Annotated in this window: 9 protein-coding genes; 4 read left to right on the top strand and 5 right to left on the bottom strand. The window is 66.7% G+C overall.

Features of this window, described 5'->3' with window-relative positions:
* Nucleotides 1–329: 329 nt before the first annotated feature.
* A complete protein-coding gene (locus tag F791_RS0104155) occupies nt 330–971 on the top strand; it encodes an OmpA family protein (protein WP_018993115.1) in 642 nt (213 codons plus the stop codon).
* A 190-nt stretch (nt 972–1,161) separates the two neighbouring features.
* Entirely contained in the window at nt 1,162–1,662 is a 501-nt protein-coding gene (locus F791_RS0104150; protein ID WP_019592215.1) for a thioredoxin fold domain-containing protein, read from the top strand.
* Between the two features lie 73 nt (nt 1,663–1,735).
* On the opposite strand, the gene F791_RS0104145 is transcribed toward F791_RS0104150, so the two are convergent.
* The 5 genes from F791_RS0104145 to F791_RS0104125 form a co-directional block, all read right to left on the bottom strand.
* The gene (locus tag F791_RS0104145) at nt 1,736–5,884 is read right to left on the bottom strand and encodes a translocation/assembly module TamB domain-containing protein (protein ID WP_019592214.1); all 4,149 of its coding nucleotides are present in this window, start codon (nt 5,882–5,884) and stop codon (nt 1,736–1,738) included.
* Nucleotides 5,881–7,611, bottom strand: coding sequence for an autotransporter assembly complex family protein (locus F791_RS0104140; protein ID WP_019592213.1), 1,731 nt, complete (start codon nt 7,609–7,611; stop codon nt 5,881–5,883). The genes F791_RS0104145 and F791_RS0104140 overlap by 4 nt, the downstream gene beginning before the upstream one ends.
* 172 nt (nt 7,612–7,783) lie before the next feature.
* Nucleotides 7,784–8,899: an ABC transporter ATP-binding protein gene (locus F791_RS0104135; protein WP_018139064.1), complete on the bottom strand. Its 1,116-nt coding sequence runs from the start codon at nt 8,897–8,899 to the stop codon at nt 7,784–7,786.
* Nucleotide 8,900: 1 nt separating this feature from the next.
* Nucleotides 8,901–10,580, bottom strand: a complete 1,680-nt coding sequence (locus F791_RS0104130) for an iron ABC transporter permease (RefSeq protein WP_018649234.1) — start codon at nt 10,578–10,580, stop codon at nt 8,901–8,903.
* A 217-nt stretch (nt 10,581–10,797) separates the two neighbouring features.
* Nucleotides 10,798–11,835: a Fe(3+) ABC transporter substrate-binding protein gene (locus tag F791_RS0104125; protein WP_018993472.1), complete on the bottom strand. Its 1,038-nt coding sequence runs from the start codon at nt 11,833–11,835 to the stop codon at nt 10,798–10,800.
* Nucleotides 11,836–11,983: 148 nt separating this feature from the next.
* Here F791_RS0104125 and glnE point away from each other — a divergent pair, with 148 nt between their 5' ends.
* Together glnE and F791_RS0104115 are read left to right on the top strand one after the other, a co-directional pair.
* Nucleotides 11,984–14,911: a bifunctional [glutamate--ammonia ligase]-adenylyl-L-tyrosine phosphorylase/[glutamate--ammonia-ligase] adenylyltransferase gene (gene glnE, locus F791_RS0104120; RefSeq protein ID WP_018139067.1), complete on the top strand. Its 2,928-nt coding sequence runs from the start codon at nt 11,984–11,986 to the stop codon at nt 14,909–14,911.
* A gap of 13 nt (nt 14,912–14,924) precedes the next feature.
* A complete protein-coding gene (locus tag F791_RS0104115; protein WP_019592212.1) occupies nt 14,925–15,845 on the top strand; it encodes a branched-chain amino acid transaminase in 921 nt (306 codons plus the stop codon).
* Nucleotides 15,846–15,847 lie beyond the last annotated feature (2 nt).

The following is a 15,847-nucleotide window of genomic DNA, read 5'->3' as shown; positions in this document are numbered from 1 at the left end:
TGTACATCGGAACCCACAAGTAATCTGTGTGTCCTTAAGGGAACAAGGTTCTAGGTAAGGTCGGCGTTTTGATGGGCAGGTAGTTGCCCTGATCAGACAGAAGAAGGGAGTCGCCTGATCACAGGCAGGTGTTTCCTTAATGTGACAACGTTGTGATGCCGATACAATTCTTGGCTGGAATGCGTGCAAAACCGGAAAGCATGTGCCACTATCAAGCTGCTGTAGAGGGCTTGGCGCTCGCTGCTCCAGATTCCGGTCGGGAGTCAACCGTTCGGCAACGCGCTTGTCTCTGATCAGTCGTCGTTTGTTTTTACAAGGAGGCTATGAACATGAATCACAAGCTGGTTAAGAATATTCTGGCCGCGTCCGTGGCCACGCTGCTGATCGGTACCGCGAGCCAGGCCGTGGCTCAGGAGCCGCCGGCGGCCAACGTCACCGACCGCAGCGGTAATGTCGTGATGGATCGCTCTGGCGAGTGCGTGCGCACCCGTTCCTGGGCACCGGAAAACGTCCGTCATTCCGAGTGCGCCGGTTACATCCAGGAAACCGCGGAGGCCCCCGAGCCGGATCCGGCCCCCGAGCCCGAGCCCGAGCCCGAGCCCGAGTTTGAAACCACCACGCTGAGCGCCCAGGCCCTGTTCGATTTTGACAGCGCCGAACTGCGTTCGGAAGGCCGCGATGCCCTGCGTGAACTGGCCCGCAGCCTGACCGCCGACGACGCCGAGTACAGCTCGGTGCTGGTCGAAGGTCACACCTGCACCATCGGCCCGGCCGATTACAACCAGGGCCTGTCCGAGCGTCGCGCCCAGTCCGTGGCCGACTTCCTGGCCAGCGAAGGTGTGCGTGAAGACGACATCCGTACCGTGGGCTACGGTGAGGACCGCCCGACCGCCGACAACTCCACCCGCGAAGGCCGCGAGGCCAACCGTCGCGTGGAAGTGACCTCCGACGTGCGTCAGCGCGCCGACTAAGGTCTCTATAGCTGTCGGTATCCGGCCATCGGTTCGTCCGATGGTCCGGGAATCAGGCCCCGCCTCGGCGGGGCCTTTTTTATGAAGGGTCTTGGAGCCCTGGTTATGTGGTTGCGGCGCGGGGGCGCGTTAAGTTCCGGTTAAGCCTTCCGTCCTAGACTAACTCCAAAACCGGAGGACCTTACTGATCATGAATCTGCATACGCTCAAGCTACACAAGGGCATCCGTCTGGTCGGCCTGACGATCGTCCTGATGCTCGGGGGCATGTTGCTGTCTGGCGCCGCCTCCGCGCATGGGATCGAGCGGGCCACGGATCTGCAGTCCCTGGTGCAGAACGGGGACGGCAAGCCGACCCTGATCATGTTCGCCTCCGACAGCTGTCCCTATTGTGATCGGGCGGAACACCAGCACCTGGGTCCGATGAGCGAGGATGCGAGCTACGAGGGTATCCACATTCGCAAGGTCATCCTCGACCGTGACGAGGTGCGCGACTTCGACGGCGAGGTGCGCCGCGGTCACGAGCTGGGCCGTGCCTACGGGGCGCGTGTGGTCCCGACCATCATGGCCTTTGACGCCGAGGGCAATCCGGTGGGCCAGCCGCTAGTCGGTATCCCCAACGAGCAGCTCTACCGCAGCCAGATCCGTCAGCGCATTCAGCAGGCTATCCGCCACAACGGGGAATCGAGCTAGATAGACGCACCAGAGGTCGGAACGCGCGAAGAAGCTGGAGCGATCCTGACAGGCCCCGGAGCCTGGTTCGGGCTTAGCGTTCGATCCGGTAGATCAGGTCTACGGTCTGCTCGGTGGTGCCGGAGGAGGTCTCCAGTGTCAGCCGCCGGCTGAGCTCGTAGCTCAGCAACACCCGCGAGGTATTGTCGAACAAGCCCACCGAGTAGCGCAGCAGCAGGCGCGGGGACAGATACAGCCCCAGGGTCAGGGCGCTCTCCTCGATACCGCCTTCAGTATCAATCGTAACCTCGTCCAGCCCCAGTTCCGTCCCGATCCGCTGGGTGATCAGCGCGCTTTGTTCGAGGCCGTAGGCCGCGGCCGCCGACGCGATCATGTTGCCGTCCGACTCCGACGCCCCCGAGAGTGGCCGTCCGGTCAGCAGGAAGGCCATGGCTTCGGTCTCGTCCATCGCGGGTTCCGAGAACACCCTCGAGCGCAGGTTGTCCGGGGTCCCGCCGATCTCGAGGCCCACCGTTACGTTGTACTCGCGTACCGTGCGCACGGCGCGCAGGTCCAGTTCCGGTGTTTCCGCAGGCCCCTGGAACAGCAGGATGCCGCGGTCGACTCGCAGATCCTGTCCGTAAGCATTGAAGCGCCCCTCGGGGATGCGAATCTCCCCGAACAGCTGGGTGGGGCGCCCGGCAATCTCCTCGACATCCACCTCGCCGGCAAAGCGGGCAGTTAGCCCGTGGCCGTCAAAGCGCACGTCGTCACCCAGGCGGATACGGATGCGGATATCCGTCTTCAGCGCCTGCGCCTCTTCCAGTTCCTCACCCAGGATGATCTCGTCTCCGGAGACGCGGATCGCGCCCGGGGGCAGGTCCGGCGGACGGATCCGTGCCCAGGGCAGCAGCACCTCCCCGCGCACGCGGATGCCATCCTCGGGGGTGAACACCAGCTCCAGGTCCGGTGTGATCGTCGCCTCGGCGTCCACCCGATTCACGGCGAGGAAGTCTTCTCCACGCAGCTGCATCTCGGCACGTGGTCCATCGTCCCCCAGATCCACGCGACCCGCGAGGTCGATGGCGCCATCGCCTGACTCCAGCCGCCCGTCCAGGGTCATCTCCTCGGCGGAGACGACATTGGCGTTGACCTCGGGGATCAGGATGTCGATCCCGGCATCCGGGATCAGCACACCCCCGTCGCTAAAGCGCACAGCGCCCTCGACCAGCGGGGCATCCAGGCGTCCGCCGAAGGTCAGCCGGGCATCGAGCACGCCGCGAAGGCGCTGAATGTCGGGGCTTGCCGCCGCAATCCAGGACAGATCATCGAGGCGGGCCTCGAAATCGCCATCGATGCGCGTATCGTCGCCGTCGGGACGTAGTTCGAGTGTCGCCCGTGCGATACCGCCATCGAGAAAGCCGAGTCGAAAATCGACATCCACGTCGCGGTCGCGTACCCGCGCATCGAGATGGACATCCCGGTAGGGCACATCCTGCAACTCGCCATCCTCGTCGCGCACCATCAGGCGCCCATCCGTCGGGCGTACGGCCAGATCCGCGTCGATGCGCCCCTGCTCATCCAGGCGGCCGCTGGCCTCGGCATTGATCTGCCCCTCGATGCCCAGTTCAGGCGGCAACAGGGGCTCCAGCCAGCCAAGCTCCAGGTTCTCCAGGAGTGCACTGAAGTCTCCGCCTGTCGCCTCCTGCCAGCGACCTTCGGCGCAGATGCGCCCGCCTTCCCGGGCCAGGCACAGACGCTCGAGGTCTGCGGACTCCGGGCCGCCTTCCAGGCCGACCGGGGACGGCAACGACCAGTCGCCCGCCTGGGGTTGCGTCAGGTCCAGGCGGGTCAGCCGGCCGCTCCAGTGCGTGGCGTCGAGGTCGAAGCCCCCCGCCATCGCCAGTGCCAGCGTACCCAGTTCCCGGCCATCCACGTCCAGATCCAGGCGATGGTCGTCGACGGTCCCCGAGGTCCTCAGGTGCACGTCGGCCAGGTGGATCCCGGTGGCCGGTTCCAGGTCCTCCAGCCGCAGGTCCAGCCGGGCGGGGGTGTCTTCCGCGAGCCCGGCCTCGGCGTTCAGCTGCAGCCGCGCCAGCGCGATATCCCCCAGCCGGAGGCCGGCACCGTCGCCTTCGGCCGCTACCTGTGGCGCCTCGGGAGACCCCGTGACGTGCGCATCCAGGTTCAGTTGTCCCGCAAGGTCGGGCCATAGCTGCTGCAGTTCCGGGGCATCTACCCGCAGGCGGAAATCCAGCACCTCGGTCCAGCGGCCCTGTGCGCTCAGGGTGTTGGCGCCGAGCGCCAGCTCCAGTTGTTCGACCGTCAGGGCATCGCCTTCCAGCTCGGCTCTGCCGCGCCCTTCGACCGGCTGCTCGCGCAGGGTGCCGGTCAGGCGCTCCAGTTCGGCCTGCAGATGCAGTACGCCGTCCTCGGCCTGCCCGCCGCGGGTGCTGAGTGTCAGGTCGAGGCGGCCGGGTGCCTCGGGTGTGATGATGGCCGGGTCCAATGCCTCGGCCTGCAGTGCGAGGTCCCAGTCGAGACCCTCGGCCCAGCCCACGTCTCCCGCCAGATCCAGGCGCCCGCCGTCGTCCATCGCCAGGCGCAGGCGATCGATCCGGGCGCCGCTCTCGGTCAGGTCCACGCGCCCGTCGCCGGTCACGCCAATGCCATGACTTTCAGCCCGCAGGGGGTCCAGGCGCAGCTGGGCCTGGAGCTGTCCCGAGGCGGGGGTATAGCGGCCGGACACGGCGATGCGCAGCTGATCCAGGTGACCTTCCAACTCTTCCTGCAGGCGCGCGAGATCCGGTGCGGTCAGTGCCAGATCCATTTCGAGATCCAGCGCGTGCCCCGGATCGGACAGGTCCCCGCCCAGCCCCGCGACCTGTCCACTGAGGGCGGCCGTCAGGGTGTCTTCGTCGACCTTGAGTTCGCTCTCGCGCAGGCGGGCCGTACCGTCCGCGAGCGTCAGGCCCAGCTGTCCGGTCAGGGCGTGGTCCTCGAAGTGGCCTCGCAGCTCGTCGATGTCGATCGCGGCTTCCAGGGCCGCGAGCGGTATCTGTTCGCTGTCCAGCGGGAGGCGGCCCCGCAGGGTGGCCCGCAGGCGTTCCAGGCCGGCGTCCATTTCCAGACCCAGGGGGGCGGGGTCGAGGTCGTCGAGCGCCAGTTGCAGGTCCCAGTCGAGGACCTCGTCGAAGCGGATGGGTCCGGCGAGCGCCAGGCGTCCGGCCTCGGAATCCAGCCTCAGTGACTCGATCTCGGCCATGGACAAATCACCATGGGCCTGTAGCACGAGTTCGACTGCCGGCATGTCGTCCAGCCGGGCGCCGCCATCCAGGCCCAGCGACCAGTCGTCGGGCTCGCCGGAAGCACGCAGCCGTCCCATGGCGAGATGCGCGGTCTGGTCCGGGGCGAGACGGTAGGCGAACGGGGTCCAGGTGGCCTCGATGTCGAAGCGCGGGTCCTCCAGCACATTGACCACCTCGGCCTGCAGGGTCAGATCCATGCCGGCGCTCAGGGCGTGATGCAGCCGCAGGCGCTCACGCAGGTGTCCGTCCAGCTCCAGCCGCCCCTGTGCCTCGTTGGTGTCGAGGCCTTCGGCCACGGCGTCCGGCAGGGGCGCGGTCCAGGTGCCCTCGGCGTTCACCGCGTAGCCACCTTCAGTCTCGACCCGCGCCTGTAATCGTGCCTGGATCTCCGGCATGTCCAGGTCGAGGTGCTGGAGTTCGATCAGGGCGCCGCTGGCGCGGGCCTGGGCCGCGATCTGCGTGATGGTGACCAGCGGCTCGCCTTCGCGGTAGACCCGCAGGTCGCTCAGCAGGACATCCTCCAGCTGCACGGCCAATGGGAGGCGGATCGCATCGGGTAGTTCGAAGGGCTCTTCGTCGTCATCGATCGCCTCGGGTGGCAGGTCGATCAGCAGCCCGGTCGCATGTACAACCGGGATCCGCAGCTCACCGCGCAGGCCGGCGCGGGCGTCGATGCCCAGGCGGCCCTCGTCCAGTTCGATGCGGGGGCCGTCCGGCCGGGACAGGTAGAGACCGTGGATTGCGAGCTCGGTGAACAGCGTGCCCTCCACGCGTTCGATGCGCAGATCCACTGGGGCGTGCTGCTCTGCCTGTTCGACCAGCCAGCGCGTGCCGCTCTCGGAGGCGAGCAGGGCGACCAAACTCCCGATCACCAGGACCAGGAGCAGCAGGACCCCGCCGATCAGCCACAGCAGTGTCTTGCCCAGGCGCCTCACAGGTCCGGCCCCATGGAGAAGTGGATGCGGAAGTCGTCATCGGAATCCGGGCCGTGGGCGAAGTCGACGCGGATCGGTCCCACGGGCGAACGCCAGCGCACGCCCACGCCGACGCCGTAGACCGGGTCGAACTCGGTCCATTCGTTGACGACGTTGCCTGCATCCACAAAGGCGGCGGCGCTCCAGTTGCCGCGAACCGGGATGTCGTACTCCAGGCTGCCGACCACCTTGTGGCGCCCGCCGATCACGTCGCCGTCCTCGTTGGTCGGGCCGACCTTCTGGTAGCCGTAGCCGCGGATGCTGGCGTCCCCGCCGGCGAAAAAGCGCAGGGAACTGGGTAGCTCGTGGACCGAATCCACCTCGGTGAATCCGGCATCGGCGCGGGCCAGGACCCGTCCCGGGCCGATGGCGCGTACGACTTTGCCGCTGGCCAGCACCTGAGCGAACGAGGTGCTGGATAGCAGCTCTTCCTGGGCCCCCTGCACGGTGATGTCGAAGCGGTAGCCGCGGCGTGGGGTCATCGGGTCGTCCGCCTCCATGCGGCCGATGCGGTAAGACGGGATCAGCAGGCGGCTGCGATCCGTCTCTTCGCCGACGGTGTAGTCCTCGTACTCGTAGCGCAGGCCCTCGGTGGTTTGCCAGCCGCCGGTTCGCTGCAGCACGCGGTTGGCCCCGATCTGGAAGCGGTCCGACTGCTGGGAATCGGTGTCCTCGGTGCGGTAGGTCGTGAACAGGTTCAGCTGCTCGCGCAGCGGGTCACGCAGCGGGATCGCGTAGTTGAAGCCCACACCGGAGCGTACCGGGGAGGCCTCCAGCTCCGCGTGATAGCGGTGACCGCGCTTGTTGGCATAGCGGTTCTCGAAACGAAAGCGCAGGCGCGGGCCGATATCGGTGGAGTAGCCGATGCCGGCCTCGTAGCTGTGCCGCCGACGAGGCTCGAACTCGGCCACGATCGGGACGTGGCGGTCCTCGGCCTCGTCACGCAGGGGGCGTACCCGTACGCCGGAAAAGTACCCCGAGTCATTCAGGTTTCGCTGCAGCGCGATGATCTGCGAGGAGCTGTAGGGGTCGCCCTCCTCGAAAGGGATCATGCGCTCGACGAACTCTGGCGCCAGGATGTCCTGGTCCAGCGTGACCCGGCCGATGCGGTATCGCTCCCCGGTGTCCATGTGCAGGCGGATGGTCGCGGTGCGGTTATCGCGGTCGACCTCCAGGCGGCGGGTGTGCAGGTCCGCGTCGAAATAGCCGCGATCCGCCGCAATCCGCGTCATGCGATTGCGCAGGGTGTCGTAGCGGTCATGGCGCAGGACATCGCCTTCCTGGATGTCGGTCTGGCTGAGTACGGCCTCGAACGCGAGATCGCCGACCCCCTCGCCGGTGACCTGGATGTCGACGGTTTCCACTGTGGTCGGAGGGCCGGGATCGAACGTCAGGTGCAGGTCCCAGCAGCCGTCGTTGTCGCGTTCCAGACTCAGGTCCAGTTCGGCATCGTAGTGGCCGACGGCGCGCAGGGCATTGCGGGCTCGCTCCTCCATATCGCGTAGCAGGCGGCGCTCGCGAAAGCCGGGCAGGTCGCAGGGCTGACGCGCCAGGTTGAGGCTGTTGCGAATGTTCTCGCGCTGGAGCTCCGTGCCGCCCTCCAGCACCAGGCCCGGTACCGGGCCATTGTCCTCGTCGGCCGCCAGGGGGAATGCCAGCAGCGCCAGCAGAATCCCGATCCATCTCATCCGCCGAACCGCATGCGCATGCAGCAGGGAAAATGGATGCGGGCGAGGAAGAAGGGTCATGGATCGATGATAGCGGGAAGCCGCAGGGCTTTGGGAAAAGGGGGCGTCCCTATCAGTGTCTTGCCGCGGACGTGAGTTCCCGACAAGGATCACGTCCGTGTCTCCCCTGGGTTCAGACGCTCGGGCAGTCCACTCCGCTCCCGCGCGAGAACACCACCAGATGGGTGAAGTCCAGGCGCAGGCGCACATGCTCGCCGATCACGAAGTTGTCGTGGCTGGGTGCGATGCACAGCACGCTGATCCCGTCGGGGAGCCTCAGGGTGTAGAGGAAGTCAGCCCCGCGGAAGGCCTTGTCCAGGATCTCGGTTTGCACCGTGCCCTGTTCGTTGTCGATGGCGATATCGTCCGGGCGTACCAGCACGTCCACCGCAGTGCCCGGCGGGAGCTGCTCGGACATCGAACCCTGGATCTCGCCAAAGGCCGTGTCGACCTGGTCCTCGGTGCATACCATGCCGGGGATCAGTGTGCCCTCGCCGACAAAGTCCGCGACAAAGCGGTCGGCCGGGCGGTGGTACAGGTTATAGGCGGTATCCCATTGCGCAATGCGGCCCTGGTGGATCACCGCGATGCGGTCAGCAAAGGCGAAGGCCTCGTGCTGGTCATGGGTCACCAGGATCGCGGTGGTGTGCTCCGCACGCAGGATGCGCCGCACCTCGCGGGCCAGGTCACCGCGCAGCTCCACGTCCATGCTGGAGAAGGGCTCGTCCAGCAGCAGGAGCGCGGGTTTCGGCGCCAGGGCGCGCGCCAGTGCGATGCGCTGCTGCTGGCCGCCGGACAGGGCGTGCGGATAGGACTCGCCGTATCCGGACAGGCCGACGAGCTTCAGCAGTGTCTGAACGCGATCGGTACGTGCATCGCGGCTCCAGTCGCGGATGCCGAAGGCGATGTTGTCGGCGACACTCAGGTGCGGAAACAGCGCGAAATCCTGGAACACCATGCCGACGCCACGGCGTTCCGGGGGCACCGTGTGTCCGGGCTCGCTGACGGCCCGCCCGCCCAGATGAATGGCCCCGCGCATCACCGGTTCGAAGCCCGCAATCGCGCGCAGCAGGGTGGTCTTGCCGCAGCCGGAGGGGCCCAGCAGGCAGCCGATCTGCCCCTCGGGCAGGGCCAGCGAGACCCCGTGCACCACAGCCTTGCCGTCATAGCCGATGTCGATGCCATCCAGTTCCAGCAGTGGCGTATGGGTGACCTGGATGGCGGCGTTGGAAGTAGCGGCTTGTGTCATGTCAGGTCGTACCGGCGGGCATGGGGAGCGGTTTCTGTGGCGCGTCGGCCTCGGTGTCCGGGCGCTGGTCGGGTGCGCCCTGACCGGGTCGCGAGCGACCGATGGTCATCGACAGCAGGATAACGGGAACCAGCCCGACCAGCACGATGGCCAGTGCGGCACTGGAGGATTCCGCCAGCCGTTCGTCGCCGGCCAGCTCGAAGGCGCGCACCGCGAGGGTGTTGAAATCGAACGGGCGCAGGATCAGCGTCGCAGGCAGCTCCTTGAGTACATCGACAAAGACCAGCAACAGTGCCGTCAGCAGGGTGCCGCGCATGATCGGCAGGTGTACGCGGGTCAGGGTCTGCAGGGGACGCATGCCGAGCGAACGGGCGGCGTCGTCCATGCTTGGCTGGATCTTGCCCAGCCCCGCCTCCACGGTCTGCAGCGAGACCGCGAGAAAGCGCACCGCGTAGGCGAACAGCAGAGCGAACACGGTGCCGGACAGCAGCAGCCCGGTCGACAGCCCGAAGGTGTCGCGCATGAAGCCGTCCAAGGCGTTGTCGAAGGCGGCGAACGGGATCATCACGCCAATCGCGATCACCGTGCCGGGGATCGCGTAGCCCATGCCCGCTACGCGCACGGCGAGGTTGGTAAAGGTCCCGCCTTGCATGCGCTTGGCGTAGGCCAGAACCAGGGCCAGGACTACTGCGATCACGGCAGCGGCCACCGCCAGCCAGAAGGTGTTGAACACCAGCTCGGCGAAGCGGGCGTTCATCCAGTGGTCGGTGGTTTGTGCCGCCCAGATCGTGAGCTGGGCAGCGGGCAGCAGGAACCCGAGCACCACCGGTAGCAGGCAGGCGGTGAACGCCGCTGCGGCCTTCCAGCCCTGCAGGCGATAGCGCGGCAGGGTGGAGTAGCGGCGGCTGGTGTGGTGGAAGCGGGCCTTTGCGCGCGACCAGCGCTCCAGCACGATGAGTATGAAAACGAAAGTCAGCAGCACCGCCGAGAGCTGCGCGGCGGCGGCTGGGTCGCCCAGCCCGTACCAGGTGCGGAACACGCCGGTGGTAAAGGTGCTGATGCCGAAGTAGGCGACCGTACCGTAGTCCGCGAGCACCTCCATCAGCGCAAGCGTCAGCCCGGCGATGATCGCCGGGCGGGCCAGCGGCAGGGCCACGCGACGAAATCCGCCGAATGGCCCCTGACCGAGCGTGCGCGAGACCTCCAGCACACAGACCGATTGTTCGAGAAAGGCCGCGCGACTGAGCAGGTACACATACGGATAGAGCACCAGCATCAGCATGACCATCGCCCCGCCGAGCGAGCGGATCTCGGGGAAGAAGTACTCCCCGTAGCCCAGCCCGGTCAGGTCGCGGATCAGGCTCTGCACCGGCCCGGAGAAGTCCAGCATGCCGGTATAGGTGTAGGCGATGATATAGGCCGGCATCGCCAGCGGCAGCATCAGCGCCCACTGAAAGATGCTGCGTCCGGGGAACTCGCACATGCTCACCAGCCAGGCGACCGGGACGCCGATCAGCAGCACCCCGATGCCGACACCGACCAGCAGGGCCAGGGAGTTGGTGACGTAATCGGCCAGTACCGTCTGGCGCAGGTGTTCCCAGACCTCGCCCGCGGGGATGAACACGTGCCCGAAGATCACCAGCACCGGCAGTGCGAGCACCAGCGCCACCGTAATCGCCACGACCGACCACAGACTGAACGACAGTCGCGGCCGGCCCCGAGAAATGGTTCGCGTAGCGGGCAGGGCTGGGTTGGAGGGCTGGGCGCTCATGGAGTGCGAATAATAAAGGTTCTTGTTTCGAATACCACCAAGACCGCTCCTCCATTAAAGGCTTCGCAGAAACAGTAAGCCCCCGGACGGAGCCGGGGGCTTGCGAAACGCGTGGACCCGAGGGGCATCAGCGCCAGCGTACGCGGTCCATGATTCGCACCGCCTCGCTATTGTTGTCGCCCAGCAGGTGCAGCTCGATGTCGTCGGACTTGAACTCGCCAAAGCCCTGCAGGATCTCGCTGGCCGGCACGTCATCCCGGATCGGGTATTCCTGGTTGGCTTCGGCGTACCACTGTTGCGCCTCCTGCGAGGTCAGAAACTCGATCAGGCGGATGGCGTTGTCGCGGTTCGGGGCATGTGCCGTTACGCCCGCACCACTGATGTTCACGTGTGTGCCGCGGTCGTCCTGGTTGGGCCAGAAGACGCCGATCTGTTCGGCGACATCGCGGTCGCTGCCATCGCCGTCCAGCATCAGCCCCAGGTAGTACGTGTTGGCGATGGCAACATCACAAACCCCGTCGGCCACCGCGCGAATCTGGTCCCGGTCGCCGCCCTGCGGCCGGCGCGCCATGTTGTTCACGATGCCGGCGGCCCAGGCCTCGGCGGCCTCCGCGCCCTCGGTCGCGATCATCGCGGCCACCAGCGACTGGTTGTAGACGTTGTCGGACGAGCGGATGCAGATACGACCTTCCCATTGCTCGTCGGTCAGGGCCTCGTAGGTGGACAGGTCATCCGGATCGACCCGGTCCTTGTGATAGAGGATTGGGCGCGCGCGCAGCGACAGGCCGTACCACTCGCCTTCGGGATCGCGATAGCGCTCGGGGATGTTCTCGGCCAGCGTGTCGGATTCCACAGCCTGCAGCACACCCGCCTGCTGGGCGTGGTGCAGGCGCCCGGCGTCCACGGTGATCAGCACGTCCGCGGGTGAGTTGCGTCCCTCATGGCGCAGGCGTTGCAGCAGGCTGTCTGCGCTGCCGGTGACCAGGTTCACCTTGATCCCGGTCTCCTCGGTGAACTGCTCGAGTAGCGGCTGGATCAGATTCTCCTGCCGCGCCGAGTAGAGGTTCACTTCATCTTCGTCGGCCGGGCTGCAGCCGACCAGGGGCATGGAGACGGCCACGGCCGCGGCGGCCATCACCAGCCAGGAAAGGGGGCGAAACGGCATACTGAATCTTCCATTGATCAAATTAGACGAGAACGATTGTTATTTGTGTTCTCATCCTTGTCAACGATTTTCTGCTGCCGAGTTGGGGCTTTGCACCTTTCCAAGGGGGTGGCATGCACGTCGGCCGGTGTTTCCCTAAGCTTGGCCCATGGACAAGCCCCTGCCTGATACCCCCGAAGCCCTGCCCCCCTTCCTGGACGAGGAGGTCGAGCACCTATTGCAGGACCTTGGCGAAAAGGCCGACTGGCCCGGCAGCCTGTCGGGTCAGTCGGCCAGCCCGCTGGCCTTCAGCCATTACCTCGCCCAGACGGTGGGTCGGCATCCGGACTATCTGCTCGACACCCTGGATGACAAGGGGCGGGTGCCCGCGCGGGATGACGACGCCTTTGCCGCGATGCTGGGCGCCGCGCTGGAGAAGGCCGAGGGCGAGGGGCCGCTGAAGCACGCGCTGCGGGAGGTGCGCCATCGCGAGATGATCCGCATCGCCTGGCGGGACCTGGAAGGGCGCGCGGACCTGGACGAGGTCATGCATGACCTCAGTCGTCTTGCCCAGGGCCTGATCCAGGGCGCGCTGGACTGGCTCGACCGCCACTACCAGGGTCGCCACGGGCAGCCGCGTGGGGCCGACGGCGCACCTCAGTCGCTGGTCGTGCTGGGGCTCGGGAAGCTCGGTGGTGGTGAGCTGAATTTTTCCTCCGATATCGACCTGATCTTCGCCTACGCCCAGTCCGGCGAGACTGATGGCGAGCGGGTCCTGGATAACGGTGCGTACTTTCAGAAGCTGGGGCGTGCCCTGATCGCGGCGCTGTCCGAGGTGACCGCCGACGGTTTTTGCTATCGCGTGGACATGCGCCTGCGCCCGTTCGGCGACTCGGGCCCGCTGGTAATGCACTTCGATGCGATGGAGGACTACTACCAGGCGCATGGCCGCGAGTGGGAGCGCTACGCCCTGATCAAGGCGCGTCCGCTGGCGGGCGATGCGGCCGCGGGGGATGCGCTGATGAAGCGTCTGCGTCCGTTCATCTACCGCCGCTATCTGGACTACGGCACGCTCGCGAACCTGCGCGAACTCAAGCAGATGATCAACGACGAGTCCGCCCGGCGCGGGCGCTACGAGGACGTCAAGCATGGCGAGGGCGGGATCCGCGAGATCGAGTTCATCGCCCAGTCGTTCCAGTTGATTCGCGGCGGGCGCGACCAGGCCCTGCAACGGCGGGACCTGCTGGGCGTGATGGAGGTGCTGCGAGCGCGCGACCTGTTGCCGGGCTACGCGGTCGACCAGCTGGAGCGCAGTTATCGCTTTCTGCGCCGGGTCGAGAACCGCCTGCAGATGCTCAACGATCAGCAGACCCACCGTCTGCCGCGCTCTGCCGGCGACCGGACCCGCCTGGCCCTGTCGCTGGGATTCGACAGCGAGGTGACCTTCGAGGCGGCGCTGGTGCGCGAGCAGCGCCGGGTGCATGCGCACTTCGAACAGGTGTTTACCGCCCCGCAGCGCGACGATGCCGAGTCCATGGACAGCTCGCCCGAGGCGGACCGCGAACAGCAGTTGCATCGCCTGTGGCAAGGCTCGCTGGATGACGATGTGGCACGGGAGGCCTTGTCCTCCCTCGGCTTCGACGACCCCGGAGCGGCCCTGGAGGGGCTCGTGGATTTGCGCGAGAGCCCCGGCGTGCGCGCGATGAGCACCACGGGACGCCAACGGCTGGATCGTCTGATGCCGCTGCTGATCGGGGCCCTGGCCGAGATGGATGCCCCGGACGCAGTGCTGCCCCGCGCCCTTCAGATGGTACGTACCATCGCCCGCCGCTCGGTGTATCTGTCGCTGCTGGTCGAGAATCCGCTGGCGCTGTCGCAGCTGGTCAAGCTGGTCGCGGCCAGCCCCTGGATCAGCGAGCAGCTGACGCGCTTCCCCGTCCTGCTGGACGAGTTGCTCGACCCGCGTGCCCTGTATGCCCCGCCGGACCGGGACGGGATGCGCGAGGAACTGGAGGCGGAGCTCGCGCAGTTCCCGGGTGAGGATCACGAGCAGATGCTGGACCGCCTGCGCCAGTTCAAGCAGGTGCAGACGCTGCGCGTGGCGGCGGCCGACATCATGGGCTTTCTGCCGTTGATGAAGGTCTCCGACCACCTGACCTGGCTGGCGGAGGTGATGCTCGAGCGTGTGCTCAAGCTCGCCTGGGACAAGCTGGTCGAGCGTCACGGCGCGCCGCGCTGCGGCGAGGGCGACGACCTGCGCCCGGCGCGCTTCGCGGTGATCGGCTACGGCAAGCTGGGCGGCTTCGAGCTCGGATATGGCTCCGATCTGGACGTCGTATTCCTGCATGATTCCGAGGGCGAGGACGCGCAGACCGCCGGGCCGAAGGTGATCGACAACACCGAGTTCTTTGCCCGGGTCGCGCAGCGCGTGGTCCATCTGCTGGGGGCCTTTACCGCGGCCGGCAGGCTGTACGAGGTGGATACGCGGCTGCGCCCGAGCGGCACCTCCGGTCTGCTGGTCAGCGGGCTGCAGGCCTTCCGGCGTTATCAGGACGAATCCGCCTGGACCTGGGAACATCAGGCACTGGTGCGCGCCCGCTTCGTCGCCGGTGATCCTGAGCTGGGCAAGCGGTTCGATGCCCTGCGCCGCGAGGTGCTGACCCGCGAACGCGACACCGATGCCCTGCGGGCGGAGGTCGTCGAGATGCGCCAGCGCATGCTGGCCGAGCACGCCTCGAAAAAGGGCCAGGGCTTCCATCTCAAGCGCGATCGGGGCGGTATCACTGATATCGAATTCATGGTTCAATACTGGGTTTTGGTATCCGCCCACGACCATCCCGCCGTCTGCAACTGGCCGGACAAGATCCGCACGCTGGAGACCCTCGGGCGCGAGGGCGTGATCGGCGAGGACCTGAGCGAGGTGCTGGCGGATGCCTATCGGGATTTGCGCAACCGCATCCATCGCCTGACGTTGGCGGGCCGGGAGGCCCGGGTCGAGGAGCCGGACGACGAGCTGCTGGCGGTGCGCGACCGCATAATCGAAACTTGGAATGACCTGTTCGGCGCGCCGGATCCGGTCGCCAACAAGAACGCCTAGAGGGATACAAGACATGTCGATGGCCGACCGCGACGGGGTGATCTGGCTGGACGGGCAGATGGTGCCCTGGCGCGAGGCGCAGACCCACGTGCTGACCCACACCCTGCATTACGGCATGGGCGTGTTCGAGGGCGTGCGCGCCTACAAGACCGAGCGCGGCCCGGCGATCTTTCGCCTGCAGGACCACACCCGGCGCCTGTTCAACTCCGCCAAGATCCTCGGCATGACCATCCCGTACTCGGCCGACGACCTGAACGAGGCACAGATCGCGTCGGTCCGCGACAACGGCCTGGAGAGCGCCTACCTGCGCCCGATGTGCTTCCTCGGTTCCGAGGGCATGGGCCTGCGCGCGGACAACCTCAATGTGCACGCGATGGTCGCGGCCTGGCACTGGGGCGCCTATCTGGGCGACGAGGGCATGGAGAAGGGCATCCGCATCCGCACCTCGTCCTACAGCCGGCACCACGTGAACGTGACCATGTGCAAGGCCAAGGCCAACGGCAACTACATGAACTCGATGCTGGCCCTGCAGGAGGCGACCCGCTGCGGCTACGACGAGGCCATGCTGCTGGATACCGAGGGCTACGTGGCCGAGGGCAGTGGCGAGAACATCTTCCTGGTCCGCGATGGCGTGCTGGTCACCCCGGACCTGACCTCCGCGCTGGACGGCATTACCCGCCGCACGGTGATCGCGCTGGCCGAGGAGGAAGGCCTGCGCGTGGTGGAGAAGCGCATCACCCGCGACGAGGTCTACATCGCGGACGAGGCCTTCTTCACCGGTACCGCCGCCGAGGTGACCCCGATCCGCGAGGTCGACGACCGCCCGATCGGCTCCGGCACCCGCGGGCCGATTACCGAACGCCTGCAATCGCGCTATTTTGATGTCGTACAGGGCCGCGACCGTCAGCACGACGGCTGGCTGACCTACCTCTGACA

The sequence above is a fragment of the Thioalkalivibrio sp. ALRh genome, from assembly GCF_000381425.1.
Lineage (GTDB): Bacteria > Pseudomonadota > Gammaproteobacteria > Ectothiorhodospirales > Ectothiorhodospiraceae > Thioalkalivibrio.
Note: the sequence above shows the minus strand (reverse complement) of the source record. Positions and strands in the feature narration are given on the sequence as shown.